10 protein-coding genes and 1 pseudogene are annotated in these 16,205 nt (G+C 66.8%); 3 read left to right on the top strand and 8 right to left on the bottom strand.

Going from position 1 to position 16,205, the window contains the following annotated elements; all coding sequences use genetic code 11:
- Positions 1–492: 492 nt before the first annotated feature.
- Positions 493–672, top strand: a complete 180-nt coding sequence (locus ACIRRY_RS51345; RefSeq protein ID WP_403987920.1) for a hypothetical protein — start codon at positions 493–495, stop codon at positions 670–672.
- A 602-nt stretch (positions 673–1,274) separates the two neighbouring features.
- On the opposite strand, the gene ACIRRY_RS51340 is transcribed toward ACIRRY_RS51345, so the two are convergent.
- From ACIRRY_RS51340 to ACIRRY_RS51310, 7 genes and pseudogenes are all read right to left on the bottom strand, one after another.
- Complete coding sequence (locus ACIRRY_RS51340; RefSeq protein ID WP_403987917.1) at positions 1,275–2,105, bottom strand: glycoside hydrolase domain-containing protein; 831 nt, start codon at positions 2,103–2,105, stop codon at positions 1,275–1,277.
- 97 nt (positions 2,106–2,202) lie between these two features.
- Positions 2,203–2,376: a hypothetical protein gene (locus ACIRRY_RS51335; protein WP_019070528.1), complete on the bottom strand. Its 174-nt coding sequence runs from the start codon at positions 2,374–2,376 to the stop codon at positions 2,203–2,205.
- Between the two features lie 103 nt (positions 2,377–2,479).
- On the bottom strand, positions 2,480–8,695 hold the full coding sequence (locus ACIRRY_RS51330; protein ID WP_403987913.1) for an RHS repeat-associated core domain-containing protein: 6,216 nt from the start codon (positions 8,693–8,695) through the stop codon (positions 2,480–2,482).
- A 402-nt stretch (positions 8,696–9,097) separates the two neighbouring features.
- On the bottom strand, positions 9,098–9,223 hold the full coding sequence (locus ACIRRY_RS51325; RefSeq protein ID WP_403987910.1) for a hypothetical protein: 126 nt from the start codon (positions 9,221–9,223) through the stop codon (positions 9,098–9,100).
- Positions 9,224–9,538: 315 nt separating this feature from the next.
- A pseudogene (locus ACIRRY_RS51320) lies at positions 9,539–9,819 on the bottom strand (transposase); the annotation flags it as partial.
- A 216-nt stretch (positions 9,820–10,035) separates the two neighbouring features.
- Positions 10,036–10,521: a hypothetical protein gene (locus ACIRRY_RS51315; RefSeq protein WP_403987907.1), complete on the bottom strand. Its 486-nt coding sequence runs from the start codon at positions 10,519–10,521 to the stop codon at positions 10,036–10,038.
- Between the two features lie 34 nt (positions 10,522–10,555).
- Positions 10,556–13,147, bottom strand: coding sequence for a hypothetical protein (locus ACIRRY_RS51310; protein WP_403987904.1), 2,592 nt, complete (start codon positions 13,145–13,147; stop codon positions 10,556–10,558).
- 1,028 nt (positions 13,148–14,175) lie between these two features.
- Between ACIRRY_RS51310 and ACIRRY_RS51305 the strand changes: the two genes are divergently transcribed.
- The gene (locus ACIRRY_RS51305) at positions 14,176–14,580 is read left to right on the top strand and encodes a hypothetical protein (protein WP_403987902.1); all 405 of its coding nucleotides are present in this window, start codon (positions 14,176–14,178) and stop codon (positions 14,578–14,580) included.
- Positions 14,581–14,677: 97 nt separating this feature from the next.
- Here ACIRRY_RS51305 and ACIRRY_RS51300 read toward each other — a convergent pair whose 3' ends face one another.
- Positions 14,678–15,763 carry an ISL3 family transposase gene (locus ACIRRY_RS51300; protein ID WP_403987899.1) on the bottom strand — a complete coding sequence of 362 codons (1,086 nt, stop codon included), beginning with the start codon at positions 15,761–15,763 and terminating at the stop codon, positions 14,678–14,680.
- Between ACIRRY_RS51300 and ACIRRY_RS51295 the strand changes: the two genes are divergently transcribed.
- On the top strand, positions 15,716–16,114 hold the full coding sequence (locus tag ACIRRY_RS51295) for a sigma-70 family RNA polymerase sigma factor (RefSeq protein WP_403987896.1): 399 nt from the start codon (positions 15,716–15,718) through the stop codon (positions 16,112–16,114). The genes ACIRRY_RS51300 and ACIRRY_RS51295 overlap by 48 nt on opposite strands.
- Positions 16,115–16,205: the final 91 nt, after the last annotated feature.

Raw genomic sequence — 16,205 nt, 5'->3', positions numbered from 1 at the left:
CGGCCCACGGTGGCGTTACCGCCCGCCCTACACCCAATGTCCCGGTACCCGGGGGGCCCCCGGTCTAAATGCCACCGCGGCGGGGGCCGCGCGGGCCCGGCCCGCCCACGGCGCTCGAACCGGTGTCCAGGTGACGCAGCGAACGGGTCCACCGAGTCGACCGCGACGGCGAAATCGTCGACGAACCGCGAACCACTCGAACAGGCTCTGTTCCTGGCCTCGTTCGCCTCGCTCAGCAGTCCCGGACTCCCGATTAGCCAGCAGCAGAGGGGGCTACGCCATGCTCTATGGGCTGTCCCCGGGCCGGTGAGAAACGGTCCACCAGTACGGACGCAGACGGCCGTAAGACGGCGACCGTAGTGGTAGAGCCATCCGTTCCGCCGGCACACTGACCTGACGGAGACGCCGGAGAAGAAGAGCACCGGATGAGCAGACTGCTGGAAACGGTGTGTGCGCTGACTGTGGGCGTCCTCGTTGCGCTCCTTGTATGGGGTGCTGACCCTGACGCCGTGCGGGTGGCGTGACGGCGAGCTGAGCGGTGTGACGGTCGCGTTCGTGGCCGCGTGTGTGCTGTGGCTGTGGCGTACCGGGCGCGGCCGGCTGACATGGCCGCTTGTGGTGCTGCTGTGCGGTGCAGCTGTTGCGCTGGTGGTGGCGGCCATGGCCGGTTGACCGACGCAGGCAGGTAGGGCTTCCCGTTCTTTTGGGCGGGGAGCCCCACTGGCGTTTTCGGGCTGGGACTGCTGGTAAGGATCTTGGCAAGAAAGGGCAAGGGGTCCCTGCTTGACGGCCGCTGTGTCGCTGACCTAGGCCGATAGCGGGACATCACACCTGTGATCACAGGGCTGCCCGGAACCGGTCCTTGCGCGAGGCCAGAAGTATCGAGCACGGCGCTGGAGGCCGCGCGGGCACCCGTCGAGCAGAGCTTCACCCACCTCACGGCGTTCGTAGTCGCATGCGAGGCGTCGGTGGTGCATGAGTCAACCGAAGCGGGCAGGCGACTTTCTCGCCTTGGCGCGGCCCCGACCACCCGGCTCGGGCTCCAGGAGCGTTCCAATGCCCAGCCCCCTGAGGGCTGTTGAGATGACCAAGCCACGCCGGACAACAGGGCCAGCACAGGGCGCTAAACCCAGACGAACGGCGGGGACGTGCGGCGCCGGTCATGTGTCGGACTGGAGGCCAAGGCCCGCCAGGCGCCACCTCGAAACCATCACAAGGGGCGACGGGGCCAGTCAAGTCCACATGGCCGGCGGCGCGGCACGGCGGCACGCAAGTCAGCCGATGATGGCGACCGGGGCGTCCCAGGCATTGCGGTCGACGTTGATGGTGTAGCCGCCGCGGGTCTCCTTGCTGTTGGCCTTGTACTGGTGGCCGCGGCTGTGGCCGATGTACAGCTTCGGATCCCAGGGCCAGTCCTTGGTGGTGGTCTCCTGGCCGTTCCACAGGGCGTACCAGAGGTTGCCGGGCAGGTCCGTGCGGTTCTTGGCGGTGGCGATCGCCTTGGCACTGGAGCTGCTGAAGCCGTAGAGGCCCGCGCGGTAGGTCCTGGCGCGCAGGGTTTTGGTGAAGGACCGCACGTAGGTGAGGGTGGCATCGTTGCATGCCTTGTCGGCGATGTCGTACGACTCCATGTTGAGGTAGACCGGGCTGCCGGGCTTCATGCCGAGCGCCGACGCCTTGGCTACCGCGTCGTTGGCATTGGCAACGCCTACCGAGGCGGCGGTGGCCGCGGTGAACCTCTCCTTGTTGAGGCTCTTCTGGCAGGGCGGCTGTGCGCCGACGTACAAGGGGATGATCCGCCAGCCGAGGGTGTCGACCGACTTCACCCAGGACTTGGTGAGGTTGGGCTGGGCGCAACCCCGGTTCTTGCCGCCGATGTAGACGGCGAGGCCGCTGTAGTAGGCGTCCTTCTTCCACGCATTCATCGCGGTGAGCGAGGGCGCCGTGCAGGCGTCGAAGGCACGGCCGGTGAAGGTCCTCTGCGCGGGCCACGTTGTGGCGGCCATCGAGGTCTGCGCCGCGATCCCGGCGCCGGACACGACGACGATGCCGGTCGTCGCCAGGGCGATGTAGCGGCCCTTTCTGGACAGCCGATGCTTCGGCATTTCCCCACCTCACAAGTATTCAACCGGCCAGGGCTGTTGCAGCCCAGGCGGATAACGAAAAGAGAAATCGGTGCGCTTTATGACGGCCGATCAGCGTTCAGCTTGCGGAGTTGCGGCCGATGAACCATACGGCCGCTCCTGCGACGACAGCGGCGAGGCCCAGCAGCAGGACAGGAAGGCCCGGGCCGGGAAGAACGTACATCGCTGCTCCGGCCGCTGTGAGAGCGACGCCAATCGACATCACCAGGACGCCGACGCGGGACTGGGACATGCTTATTGCTCCTTGGTTTTCACTGTTGAGAGGTGCTCGAGAAGTCAGGGCGGCTGCCCGGGCCGCTGAAAAGCGGCCCGGGCAGCCTGGAATGTACCGGGGGTCAGTATCCCCAGTAGATCTTCGACGAGTAGACGTAGGTTCGCCGGTAGGTGGTCCACCAGGACGACGTCTCGGAGAACCGGAAGTTGGTGTACGTCTTCCGGTAGGTGATCCGGTCCTGGTACTGGGTGGTGTAGACGGACACCCATTCAGCCAGGACCTTTTCGCGGCTCCACGACAGGAGGGTGCAGCGGACACCGCGCTGGGTGCGCCAGCGCCACCGCTCCTTCCAGCCCACGATCGCCAGGGGCGTCCAGTCGGCGAGCGCGTCCCACATCCAGGAGTACTTCTTGGTGTGCCAGCTGGTGTAGGACCACTTGCCCGACCAGGTGATCTTGATGTCGCTTCGCCAGCCGGTCCACGCGTACCACGGGATCTTGCAGGGCAGGCAGCCGGAGACGTCCTCTGCGTTGACCGGGTCGGCGCAGACGTAGTCGTAGTTGCTGCAGCTGCCGCCGGCGACCGGATCGGTCTGCAGGAACCGGCCGGAGGCCGGGTCGTACAGGCGCACGCCCATGAGCACGAGGTTGCCGAGGGTGTCGGCGGAGCGCTGTTCGCCGCCGAAGAACCCGTAACGGGCCTGCTCGGTACTGGTGCGCTTGCCGAACTCGTCCGTGGTCAGGGCCGTGGGGGCCTTGGAGGTGTCGAGCGGGAGTGCGAGGGAGACGTCGTTGTGCAGGTCGACGAGTTGCAGGACGACGTCACCGGTCTTGCTGGTGGTGGCACCGAGGCTGCGTCCGGCGGATTCCACGTTGCGGGTGATGGCCCCGGTGGTGGTGTTCTCGACGATCCAGGTCGGCTTGTCGCTGTCGCTGCTGTAGTGGTTGACCTTGGTCGCGGTCGTGGCCCAGCTGCCCGAGGCGTTCGACTCGACGGTCCAGGAACGGATCCGGCGGGTGGCGTCGAGAGCCCAGGTCTGACGCTGGTCGCCCAACTGCTGCTGCCTCACGAGGTCGTTGAGGTGGTAGCCGAGCGTGCCCTCACCGGGAACGGTGGTAGCGCGGCCGAAGGCGTCGTAGACGTAGCCGCTGTCGGTCCGCCGATCTGCCGTGTCGTAGGTGCTGGTGACGGTCGTACCGCCGGTCGTCGGGCAGTCCAGACCGGGGGCTGTGGCGGCCGTCGTGACGGAGGTGCGGTTGGAATGCTTGTCCCAGACGTACGAGCGGCGGGTGCAGACGCTGTCGGCGGTGTCCTCCACCGACGTCAGTCGGCCGGCCCTGTCGTAGCCGTAGGCGCGGTTGGTGTTCTGTCCTGCGCCTCCGGCCCGGGTGGCCCACTGGTCGTGAGCCGTGACCGTGGCGGCGTCGCTGAGCAGCAGGGCGCCGTCAGAATCGCGGGTGTAGGCGCGCTCCGTCGGCTTGCCGGCCGGGTCGTTGGACTGGGTCATCGTGTAGCCGCCGGGCAGTTTCTCGGTGGCCACGTTGCCGTCCGCGTCGTACGAGGTGCGGAAGGTTCCCGCGACGGAGTCGGTGAGCGAGACGAGCAGTCCGCGCGGCTCTGCCGAGGTGTCGTAGGTGTAGGTGACCGTGGAGGGGGCTCCGTCGGTGCTCTTGACCGGCCGGTTGAGCTGGTCGTACTGCACCGCGGTGGTGTTGGTGTCGGCGTCCGTGTAGCTCATCTGACGTCCGAGCACGTCGAAGGTACGGGTAATGGCGCCCGCGGTGGTCGAGGAGGTCTTGGTGAGGTGTCCTGCCTCCAGGTCGTAGGTGAAGGTCTGGTCCGGGATGGCGGTGCCGGCGGTGCCGCCGGTGGTCACCGTCGACTGCCGGCCTGCTGCGTCGTAGGTAGTGACCAGGGTGCGGGTGGCGCTGTTGGCGCTCTCCACGACCTTCGCCGGCTGACCGTAGACGTTGTACTCGTTGTAGATCACCGGCAGGGCGCCATTGGTGCCTGCTGCGGCACCCGCGTAGCGCACCTCGCAGACCTGGTCGGCCCACTCAGGACGGCCCGCGCAGGTTCCGGTGCCGGTGGCGGACCAATAGGTGGTCAGCTGGGTTCCGGGGTCGGTTCCGTTCGAATTGGGCATGAGTGACTTGACGGCACGGCCCTTGTCGTCGAACTCGGTGATCCGGGTGATCGCCAGGCCGCCGGGGTCCTGCACGTTCTTCGTGGCCAGGCCCTTGGCCCAGTCGTACTCGGTGGTGGTGACACGCCCGTCGGCCATCTGACCGGGATAGGTCAGCAGTTCGGCGCCGACGGTCTCCTTGGTGGGCTGGTTGACCACGCTGGCCGAGCCGTCGGTGGGACGACCGGCGTCGTAGGACGTGGTCGTCCACGTACGACCGGGAGCCGCGGTGCCCGCTGCGAGCAGGACGGTGCCGTCGGCGGCCTTGAGGTCCTTCCCCAAGGTCAGCATGCGCAGTGGACCACGGGAGTCGCTCGAGCGGGAGCCGTCGGCGGCGATAGTGGTCTCAGTGGCCAGCAGGCGGGCCCGCGCTGCGGATCCGGCCGCGTCGGAGCCCAGTCCGAGCTCGGCGAGGTTGGCCTTGTCCTTGGCGGTCAGCCCGAGAGCGAGGGCGCGGTTCGCGGCCGACAGCTCCATCACCGTGTTGCCGTACCGGTCGTACTGGGTGGTGGTGATGTGGTCGCCAGGGTTGCGCTGGTTGACCTGGCGGCCGGAGGCGTTCATGTAGAGCACCATGGCCCGGGCGTAGTCGGCCTTCGACAGCTGCGCTCCGTCGGAGGATGAGGGCACCTTGTCCGCGGGGAAGACCGCGGTGGCGTCGACGGGAGCCTCGTTCTGTCCCCACTTGGCGACATCGGCCGAGCCCATCGCGGCCGGGGCCGTCGTCGCGGTGAGCGGAACGTTGTAGACGACCGTGGAGGTCGCCGTGCCGGAGACCTGGTCCTTCGTGCCGGCCGCCAGGGTGGGCCTCTGCACGGACAGCAGCATGCCGTCCGAGGCACCCGTCACCGCGGCGACCTTGCCGTAGTTGAACGTCCACGGCAATTGTCCCGGTGGTGTCAGGGCGCTGACGCGACTATCGGGGTCATAGGTGTACGTGGTCTTCAGAGCGGGGCTGATCCGCGGGTCCCACACCTGCCGCAGACGGCCCTGCTCGTCATAGGCGTAGCGGGCCACGCCGACCGCGGTGGAATTGGCGGCGCCGGGTTCGGAGGTCCACACCTTGAGCTCGGAAACCTGGCCTGCGATGTCGCCCAAGGTACTGGCGGTGGCGGTGGTCGTGGTCGCGTAGACGAAGTCCAGGACCTTGCAGCCGCGGGTCGACGGGGTGGCCTCACAGGTCGTGGCCGTGGCCGCGCTCGTAGCGCCGATGATGCGCTTGGGGCGGCTGACCCGCTTGCCGTCGATGGTGACGGCTTCGGATACGACCAGGCTCTCCCCGCCGTCGATACCTGACTTGACCGAGCTGGACAGCTGCCAGGTCGGGGCGTCGGCGGCAGCCTTCTTGAAGGTGGTCACCGAGCCGTCATCCTCCTTCAGGGTGAAGGAGGATGAGAAACCGCCGGTCAGGGCGAGTTCTTCGAAGCCGGGCTCGGGGATCCAGCCGTTCTGGGCCTGGTTGGCCGTGAAGTAAACGGACGCGCCGTCGGTCGAGACGAGGTTGAGCGAGGTGTCGGAGGTCTTCTCGATGTGGGAGTACCCCGTGTCCACCTCGGGGGCGGTGGTGCCGGAGACCCACTCCTTGCCGAAGATCGGCGCCTGGCCCGTCTGCTTGGTGCCCTTGTCCGGCACTCGCGAGGAGGCCGTACGGCTCACCGACAGGCCCAGCACCTCGGCGTCCGAGGCCCCGAGCGAGTAGTCACCGTTGAGCAGGTTCACCGAGCCCGGGCCCACCTGGGAACCGGCGGCACCGTCCGCGTTGCGGTCAACCACCACCGGAAGTGGCTGCGTACTGCCCGCCTCGCCGTTCAGCCCGGTGAAGTCGGCCTTGATCTGGACGCTTCCATCGGGGTCGACGGTGCTGGTGGCGTTCCAGGCGATGGCGGCGTTTTTGCCGTTCACCAGCGGGACCGGCCACGATGTGAGCACTTGGCCGTCCTGGACGACGTCCGCCACCGGGATCTTCGTCCAGGTGTCGGCGTCGGAACGACGCCAGGAGAAGGAGACGGAGTCGTACTTGCCCGCTTCGGCCTCGGCGAGAAGCGGCAGCCGTCGCGCGGTGCTCTCGCCCTCGCTCGGCTGGACGAAGCCGCCAGGCCCGGCGTGGAAGGTGTAGTCCAGAGACTCGGACTTGTTGTCCGCCTTGTCGACCTGCCGTACCTGGAGGGTGTGAGTGCCGTCCTTGGGCGGGGTGATGCTGATGCCCTTGGCCGCGGTGGACCCGCCGGTGGTGACCTTGGTCCACATCAGGCCGTCCAAGGACCATTCGAGCCAGTTGTGATCGGTGCCCCGGGGCGTGACTGTGAAAGTGCCGGCCTGCCCGGCGCCCTTGACCCACGCGGTGGACGGATAGTCCGTCGACGTCACACCGGTCGGGGCCGAGGGGGCGGTGGTGTCGACCGTGAAGGTCCTCCACTCCGACCAGCCCGTGTTGTAGTGCGCCCCGTCGTACGGCGAGGTGCGGAATTTGTACGTCTTGCCGTTGGTCAGGACTCCGGCCGGGACGGTCACGGAGGCGGCCTGTCCGGAGTTCACCCAGGGTGAGACGACGACGTTGCCGACCTGGGCGTTGGTGGCGGAGTCGAAGATCTGGAAGGTGCCGTTGACCTTGTCCCCGTTGGGGTCGACGAAGGTGTCCCGCAGGGTCGGGGTGGCGGTGTTGACCACATAGGCGCCCCCGTAGGAGAAGAACGGCGCACCCGCCTCCTGCTTCGTGCCCGTGCGCGGCCGGTAGTTGTACGTGACAGTCAGCTTCGGCGGGTTCGAGGCTGCGTTAGCGGAGTTGACACGTTTCCACTGCCCCGTGACAGCCTCATCCGTGGCACGCAGACCCATGTGCGACTTGGCCGCCTTGGCCGAGGCCCATTCCTGCACCATGGTCGTGACGTTGGCGTTGATCCAGCCGTCCGGCTGCGTGGAACACGAAGCGTTGCCCAGGGTCTCCGAGGAAGTGGCCTTCTTCGCGGTCCATGACGGCTGGGCCGTCCACCGCGACGATGTCGTCGCAGCGCCGGCGGACCACACCTCCCACGGCTGGGTCGGACATGACGATCCGGTGTAGTTGCCGGAGTGGAAGTTCCACAGCGAGAGCTTCGCGTCCGTCACCACCGCGTCGGCGATCGGCGCGGTGTTCCACGAGACGAACGACCGGGCGGTCCGGAAGGTCCCGTCAGCGTTCTGCGTCCCGGGGTTACCCAGGTCCAGCTCGACATCCGTGGACCAGTCGACCGTGGTGCCCTGCTGGACGTAGGTGTCGAAGACATTGGAGAGCGCCGAGGTGGAAGGGTCCACCGTGACGGGATACTTCGTGGCCGGATCGGCCAGGAACTCGGCGTCGGGGGTGATGACGAGATCGACACCGCCCTTGACCTTGACGACCTTCATGGCAACGCGGACCTGGCGCGTGTGTTCGCCGGAGACCGGGTCGACCGTTGCGTCCCACATGACCGGGGCGGGCATGACAGCGGTCTTCTTCGACTTCTTGTCGGTGAACAGCACGCTGCCGTCGGCTTGCTGCTCGACTTTCAGGCCCTTGGTCCGAAGCGGCAGGGTGTAGGAGAAGCCGGTCTCCGGCCTGGCCTTGACCTCGACGAACTGCTCGAAGCCGGTACGGGTGGCTTCCACCACCACATCCGCGCCGGGCACCGCGTCGACATAGGTGGCGCGAGGACCGTCCAGCTGAGGCGCCGGCAGCCCACCCCGCCACTGCAGGGTGATCTGCTCGTCTCCCTGGCCGAGCGTGACCAGATCGGCGGCCGGAGCGGACTGGGCCGCTCGCAGGGAAGAAGGCTTGGCGCCCGTCTTCCCTGACAGCTTCAACCCAGCCGGGTGCGCCTTGGCGACAACCGAACCGTCGGCCTGAGCGGCCAGGTCGACATCCACATCGCGCCAGACACCCTTGGCGGGGTCCTTGAAGCGCACAGGCCCGGCGGTCAGCTCGGTGGTGAGCGACCCGTCCTTATTGACCCAGGTAGTCGACGTCTCGGTGCGCTCGGAAAGCGCCTCGACCCTCTTACCGGACAACTTCGCGGCGATACGGGCCGAAGCGATGTCAGCGGCCTGCGTCACCGCCTTCCTCTGCGGGACGGCCGCAGGCGCCTGGAGCGGCTGGGCAAGAGCGGAACCAGCGCTGTCCAGCACGGTGACGGCCATGGCCAGGGCGAGACCACTCGCTATGAAGCGCGCTCTCCCACCGGCCCCCGACCGTCTGCGCCTCCCCGGCACAGAGCTGCGAGTTGCCACGATTTCCCCCGTCTCATGCGTAACTGACACACCGTTTTGTGGTGCTGGTGTGAACGTATCGAAGGAAAAAACGGCAAAGAAACAACAAAGCACACGTAAAGCGTCAGTACAGGTTCCACTTTCCAGAGTGATCTACGCCACTCCCCCGGTGGGGCTGCACCATGCCGCCTGCCCTCCCCGATTGCCGCCAAGGTCAGCCGCCTCGGCGACCTACACCCCTCTTCAGCAGGCCGGCCGCGAGTCCGAGACGTGCGACCGCGCTTCACCGATACCGTGGAGGGAGTCGGCGGAGGGCGTCCGTCCATCCAGCTCCTAGCTCGGAGTAAGCGTCGTGCTCGCCACCCCGGTGCCCACGTCGCTGATCGATGTCGTCTTGGTGCGCTCCGCTGTGTTGTAGGCGTTGGTGCGGGTGACTGAGTTCGCTGTTTCGGTGGTCATGCACAGATCCACAGCTGGTGGACAGCGCCACCGGCATCGCCGGCCATGACCGACGACGCCTCACCGTTGGGAGCCCCCCTGGCCGCAAGGGGCGTGATCGGTGCCGAAGCAGTCCAGCAGCCAACTCGACCCGGCTTATCAGCACGCCAGGCCGACACCGTTCCCTGCTCCGTACCAAATACGACGTCGTCTGCTGCGGCCAAGACATCCGGCCGTCCCTGGAGCGCGAACTCACGAAGCAGAGTCCGAGTCTCCAGATCCCACAGACGCAGCTTTCGGTCCCAACCGATGGTCGCCAGACGCGCACCGGCAAGGCTCTCCGGCCGCATTCAGCTCGGCGAGCGGAATGCGGTGCAGCCGGTCGAAGACCCCGGCCTGCTGCCACCGATCCAAACGCCGCCAGCAGGTCTGCACGGAGCCGAACCCCAGCTTCAGCGGCAGCATTTGCCAGGCCATGTCGTTGTGGAGTACCTACAGGATGCCCTGCAGACACAGCCGATCTGCCACCGGCCGCGGCCCCGGCGACTTCTGAGGCAGGGCGGCAGCAGCGGCTCGATCAGCGCCCACAAGTCGTCGTCCACGATCCACGGCCGAATACTCACAGCATCTCGAACGGCACAATTATCACATCGGTCACGCCCGATCAGGGCACTTCAACAAGATCGTGCTACGAGCCCATGGGGCTCGCTGACGGAAAAGCGCGGCCAAGGAGTGGGTGCCGGCCGGCTCGCGATGCTGCGCCGCGGCTGTCTCCACGTGGGAGGGTCCCGCGGCGCAGCATCGAAGGTGGTGCTTGATGTTGGGGCCGGTGGTCACTTCATGTCGAGTGCGAAGTCGCAGCGCAGGGTCTGCCGGTATTCCCTTCCCTTCTGTGAATAGGTGATCTGGCAGCCTTCTAGGTGGTGTCGAACCTGGCCGGTCACGTGGACCTCGACCATTGCGTAGAAGTCGCTTTTTTGGTGCGGTTCGACCGTGATGGGCTTGCCTGCATGGTTGGGTACCTTGGCCATGTCGCGCGGGTATTTGAGCCCGACCTGACTGTCCAGCATGTAACCGTCGGTGTCGTCGACGGAATAGACCGGGTAGCCGATCACCTGGGCACCTTTGGGTACGTGGGTGATCTTCACGCTCTCGACGACCAGCTTTGTGCCCGTGCCGTTCACGAACGGCGGGAACGCAAATCGGTACGACTTTCCGACCTGCGCGTGGGGGAACCCCAGGACCCCCACGGCCTGCGGGCCCGTCGCGCGCAGTGCGGTGCCCTCGCGTACCGCGTTCGAAGAGGCGCACGCGCTCACGGTGAGTACTGTCCCCGCGATCAACGCGAGCGTTCTAGTACGAATAGAAGACACCGGGTTTCCCGTCGAGCGGTCCGTGTGCACCCCAGATGTCGTGTTCGATGTGACTGTTGCCAGCCTCGATCTTCTGGATGTGCTTCGAGTCGTATGTGGAAGTCACCTTGAGTCCGACGCCCCAGACCGCGACACCGCCTGATTCGTTTTGGGTATTGCCCTTCACCAGCCCGAAGTAGCTGCCGGGAGCGACGTAGCCGCGCCACCTGGAGTTGGAATTGACATACCCGGAATAGCCGTCCTTGCTCCTGACGTCTTTTCCGTACGATCCGACGGCTCCGCCTGCGGGAATCTTGTAGCCGGCGGGAACTATCCGGTAGTAAGCGTTGCTGGTCTGGCGGCCACATGTGGTGTGCGCCCGCTGGTACTTGTAGAGGATGGGTATCCGCCACCGCTTGGCGACGTACGGCCCCTTTCCGGAGAATCCGGTGGAGTGGCCCATGGAGCTGGTCTGCGACGACTCGCCGCTGAGTGTCCATTTGCTCTGGTTGATGCTCACGGCGACGCTGATGGTGCTCGCCATGGTGTCGGTGTAGTCGAAGCTCGCCTTCGAGTCGTAGTAGGCGTGGGCCTCGCCGACCGTTGTGTAGACGATCTTCGTATGGAGCGTCGTGGCGCTGGTGACGCAGCTCGCGAGGGTGGGGGTGGCTGTCGCCGAGCTGTAGTCGGTCCCGTTGACGGTGTCGGCGCTCATGGTGGATATGCCGCCCGTCGCGGACTGCCAGGTGGGGAGGTCCGTGTTGTCCTCCGTTACGTTGCCCGGGTCGTTCTCGACGCGCTGTGCCGCGCTCAATGCGACCTGTGCGTCGGTGGGTGCGTTGTCCACTTCGGTGGTGACCGTGTCGGCGTACATCGGGGTCGTGTGCGCGGTTGTGTCGGCTCGCACCTCGGCCGAGGCCGCAGTGGAGGCGGAACCGTGTGCGACGCCGGCGCTCAGGAAGTCCGTACCGATGAGGAAGGTGCCGTCGCTCGCCGAACCGCCGGCCGTGGCCTCGAGGTTGAGCACCCCGCCGTTGGCGTCGGCCAGGGTCTGCAGGGTGCTGGGGAGCGGGTCGGGGAGGGTGAGCGACCAGGTGCCGTCCGTGCCGGTGGTCGTGGTACCGACAACGGGCTCCTGGGCTTCGCTGCCGTCGTCCGGGACAGCGTCGATGGCGGTGACCGAGACGCTCAGGTTCTGCTGCGGGGTACCAGCGGCATTGGTGAACGTCCCCGCTACCGTGGCGGCGCCGGTGGCCGTCGGCGTGGAACTGCTGGTCGGGGTGGAGGTGTCGCCCACCGTGGGCCCCGGGGACGCTGCGATGGCACCGGAGGGCTTGGGGCCCGGGTCGCTGGCCGTCGGGTCGGGCGCCGTGTCCGTGGGATCGGGCGTCGCGGGATCCTGGCCGGAGGAGAACCAGCCCTGCAGATCGACGATGAGCTGGATGGTGCCGGCGCTGTCGTTGTAGATGCTGACCGCACCCTGGGTTCCGGGCTGGACGATCACCTGGTCCGCGGTGGTGGTGGTCGCCTGGAAGTTGTCCACGGACACACCGGGCGGGGTGGTCGGGCCGGTACCCCACACCTGCAGATAGCCGGAGGTCTCCTGGCTGGTCGCGGTCAGATTGAGTACCGCGGCGCCGAAGGCGGTCGGGATGCCGTCGTTGCCGCCGACAGCAACGCTGACGGTGCTGTGCGCTGCGACGGCGGTGGAGGTCCGGGTGTCGAGCAGACGGTCCTGGACAGCGGTGAACACGCCCCCGCCCGAGGGGGCCTCGGTGAAGTAGCCGTAGACGTCGAGGATGACGTTGACCGACTGCGTGGACGACCCGTTCTTCAGGGTGATCTGACCGCCGGTCCCCACCGGGATGACCACGCCCTGCGAGGTGGTGACGCTCTTGTAGTTGACGACCGGCTGGCCCGTTGCAGCACCGGTGGCATACGCGTACAGGGTGCCGGCGCTCCCGGGGGAGGGGACGGTGATGTTGGCGTAGACGGACGCCTCGTCGGTGACGCCGTCCACGCCGTCGACCTGGACATCCAAGGTGCCGCCAGGTGCGATCTTCGCCTGCGGTGCTCCGGTGCCGTCGCGGGTGTCGACGATCCGTGACGCGTCGACCGGAACGTATCCGCCCGGAGAAGTGGCGCCGGCTGCGGAGGTGAAGTACCCGTTGACACTGACGATCACGTCGACGGTGCCGCTGGAGTTGTAGACGCTGATCTTCCCGTCCGAACCGACCGCGACGATCGCCGAGTTACTCGTGTCGGCGCCGGTGGAGAAGTTGATGACGGATCCCGGGTAAGGCCTGGTGGTTCCGTCGGGCCACATCTGCAGATAGCTGCCCGACGAGGTGGCGTTCGCCGCGGTGATGTCCACCGAAACGGCCGACACCCCGGAAGACGGCACCCCGCCCTGCCCCAGCACCTGGAAGGAACTGGTCGACGTCGCGCCGAGCACCGCACTGATACCAAGGGACGAGCGAGTGTCGACGATCTTGGCGGACGGGGCGACGGGGAAGAAATCACCGCTGGAGGCGGTGGCACTCGCGTGCGTCAGGCTCCCCAAGCCGAGCCATGCGAGTACGGAGAAGAGCACGACGGCCAGCGTCAGAGGTCTGAGCCGGGTGCGTCCGGCTTGCAACATATGTGAACCCCCCTATGAATTTGTGGACTTCACCCCTGATGAGGATCATGTCCGAGTCGGAGGATCGTAAGGATCGCCTAATTAAACAATCAACGATATTCACTTAAAGGGTACATAAAGAAGAGAGAGGGGGTGATGGGTTCTGACCTGCATGAATCCCCTGCTTGACCGCGTGTCAGGCCTGTTCCGGGACTTGTTGCGCTGAGCTCCACGCCCTTTGCGCGTTCGCACAACCAGTGCCCCGGAAAGCGCCGAGAAATGGTGCGAGAGCGACTGCCCCGTGTGCGGTGACTGCGCGGCGATGCGGGGCAGCCGGCCACCGCCTTCGTTGGTATCGGCCTTCCGGCCACGGCAGGGGTGTGCAACTGCATCGCCGGAGCGGCCGCTTCCGTCGACGTTCGTGGCTACCCCACCCCGAATTGGACGAAGAGCCTTGCCGTTGCTTTACCCACTCACTTGTTTGGCGAAGGTCGCCCCTCAAGGGCATCCCGGGCGATGCGTGCCAACGCGTACCAGCTGACCCCAGGGCTGTGCGCGTGACCACGCCTGCGGCCGGCTGCTGCTGCACCGTGTATGTCTTCTGCGGGCCCGCTCCCACCGCGATCTCCTGCCCGGCGCCCCGTCGGCGCCCGACGGACCCGCCGCACCGCTCGCGCTCCCTGACGGCGCGGAGCCGCCCAGTGCAGTGGGTGAGCAGCCCGCGAGCATCAAGCAGGTGAGCAGGACGGATGATGCGGCACGGCGGGTGGAACGCATGACGACCCCTCACGTGCAGGCGATGGCTGAGCAGATGCTGGCCTACCTGACCACCGCCCTACCGCGCCGGGTGCCGCGCGAAGACGCACGCCCGTCGCACGGAGCGGCGCCGGCGGCGTGCAGTACGAAACCCCCTCCCCCGTGTAGCGGTACTTGCGGCCGTCCGTGCTGAACGGCACCGTGAATGCCACCGCGTGCCTGTGTATCTGATGGGAGAAAGCGACATGCCTGACGATGTATCGAGCACCATGACGCTCGTGATGGGCATCACCGACTATCAGCACAACCAGCAGCGCCTGGCGATGTCCACCGACCACCTCACTCGCGTTCAGCTTCCTGCGGAGTTCTCGGCAGACGACATCCAGCGGATCAGGACGGACTTCGAGCTGCTGGCTACGGCGATGCGTGAGCACCCGGACGAGATGGCCGAGCTACTCGGTGCGCACTCTCGCAGGGATACGGACGCGGCCAAACGAATCGCCGAGACACTGGATCTTTCCGAGGAGCGTTTCGTCGCTCAGGGAGGCGGGATCATCTGGGGAGTGGTGGCAGTTGCCGTGGTGTGCGACGTCCTGACGGCGTGCCTGACGGGCTGGACGTTCGGCACACCCCTCGATCCCTCCAGCTGACTGGCGCGCCCGCGTCCGCTGCCCGCACGGTCGGCGGGTTCGGGTTCTAGCTCAGCTTTTGGGCTCTGTCGCTGATTTGGGGGTGTCAGCGGGTTGATCAAGGTGACAGGAGGATGCGGCGGCGTAGGAGGTCGAAGTTGGCCCGGCCGTACATCTGTCTCTTCAGCAGCTTGATTCTGGTGACGTTGCCTTCGACCGCTTCTGAAGTGTGGGTGGTGGTCAGGGCGGCGAGTACGGCTGCGCGGTCGCGGCGTATACCGGCGGCCAGGGTACGGAGTTCTCGTTGTCCGTCGAGGCGGACGTCGGCGAGCCAGACGTCGAGGGCCAGGTGCTCGCTGCGGCGTTCGCGCACCATCGAGGCCAGGCGCTGGGCGTACTGGGTGGTCGTGGCCAGCGCGGGGCTGCGTTCGCATAGCTCGTCGAGGCATTTGCGTTCGGTGTCGGTGAGTTGCTCGGGTCGGCGCAGGATCCAGTCGGTGACTCGGCGGCCGGTCAGATGGGGCAGCGGGGCATCTGTCGGGATCGTCCCGGTGCGGTAGGGCCGCAGGTGGCGGCGGACTGTGTTGACGTCTCCGCGGTAGCCGAGCTGCTGAATCTCCCGGGTAAGGGCGGCAGCGTTGGTGCAACCCTCCATCCAGCGGTGATGCAGGTAGAGCCGGTAGTCGTCGACCATGCTCGGGCGGTCGGTTGCCGCGGCGAGAAGTTGTTGGACATCGGCGGCCCGGGCGAAGCGTAGGACGGTGCCGCGGCTGAGATGGAGTTCACGGGCGATGGCTCGCAGGCTGTCGCCGCGTTCGATGCGTTCGTGGATCTGTGCATGGCGCTCGCGGGCGCGGGCCACCAGCGGTCGAGGCCGTCCGTGCACGTCCAACTCGTCCAGGGCGGTGGGGCGGACGCCTGCGGATGGATGGATGCCGTCCTGGTTGGGCCGGACTGTGAGGGGTTCGCGCAAGTCAGCGCGGTGTCGTCCGACGACGCGCTCGACGGCTTCGGCGAGGTTGTGGAGCAGGTGCCAGGCGTCGGCCACTTGCCGGGCCTGTGGTGCACCGGCGTGGGCGCCGTCGCGGAAGGAGCCGGCACGGTCGCGGCAGACGACCCTCACCTCAGGGTGCTCGCGAAGCCAGGCAGCGAAAGTATGCGCGGTGCGGTCCGCGAGAACGTCGACGGGGCGCCGGGTGTTCATGTCGACCAGGATCAAGAGGGGTCCGCGTGGGGATGGCTGCTCAAGGTGACCAGGAACCTGATCATCGACCGGATGCGAAGTGCGCACGTCCGTCGGGAATCCCTCACCCACGACAGTCCGGACACTGCACTGGCCGATGAGACCGAGTCGCTCCTGGTCTCCCTCGACGCGGTCTCTCTTCTGCGCGACCTGTCCCCGGAACATCAGGAAGCGCTCGTGCTCATCTACATCTACGGACGTACGGCGAACGAGGCGTCACACATCCTGGGCATCCCACCGGGCACCGTGAAGTCACGCCAGCACTACGCACTGCACGGCCTGCGCAAAAGGCACTCGGGCTACTGGTCCTAGTACTGCAACGACACTCCGTGATGCCCTCTGCCTTTGTAGTGGCTGATGCGAGCTCGGGCTTGGCTTCTTCGCCGCCATAAGGACCAGGCGA

Origin of the sequence: Streptomyces sp. NPDC101776, from assembly GCF_044766845.1 — a bacterium.
Lineage (GTDB): Bacteria > Actinomycetota > Actinomycetes > Streptomycetales > Streptomycetaceae > Streptomyces.
Note: the sequence above shows the minus strand (reverse complement) of the source record. Positions and strands in the feature narration are given on the sequence as shown.

Excerpts from the sequence above, each read along its gene's own strand:
- ACIRRY_RS51295 (WP_403987896.1), top strand. The coding sequence starts at position 15,716 with ATGCGCGGTGCGGTCCGCGAGAACGTCGACGGGGCGCCGGGTGTTCAT.
- ACIRRY_RS51340 (WP_403987917.1), bottom strand. The coding sequence starts at position 2,105 with ATGCCGAAGCATCGGCTGTCCAGAAAGGGCCGCTACATCGCCCTGGCG.
- ACIRRY_RS51335 (WP_019070528.1), bottom strand. The coding sequence starts at position 2,376 with ATGTCCCAGTCCCGCGTCGGCGTCCTGGTGATGTCGATTGGCGTCGCT.
- ACIRRY_RS51305 (WP_403987902.1), top strand. The coding sequence starts at position 14,176 with ATGCCTGACGATGTATCGAGCACCATGACGCTCGTGATGGGCATCACC.
- ACIRRY_RS51325 (WP_403987910.1), bottom strand. The coding sequence starts at position 9,223 with ATGACCACCGAAACAGCGAACTCAGTCACCCGCACCAACGCCTACAAC.
- ACIRRY_RS51300 (WP_403987899.1), bottom strand. The coding sequence starts at position 15,763 with ATGAACACCCGGCGCCCCGTCGACGTTCTCGCGGACCGCACCGCGCAT.
- ACIRRY_RS51330 (WP_403987913.1), bottom strand. The coding sequence starts at position 8,695 with ATGGCCGTCACCGTGCTGGACAGCGCTGGTTCCGCTCTTGCCCAGCCG.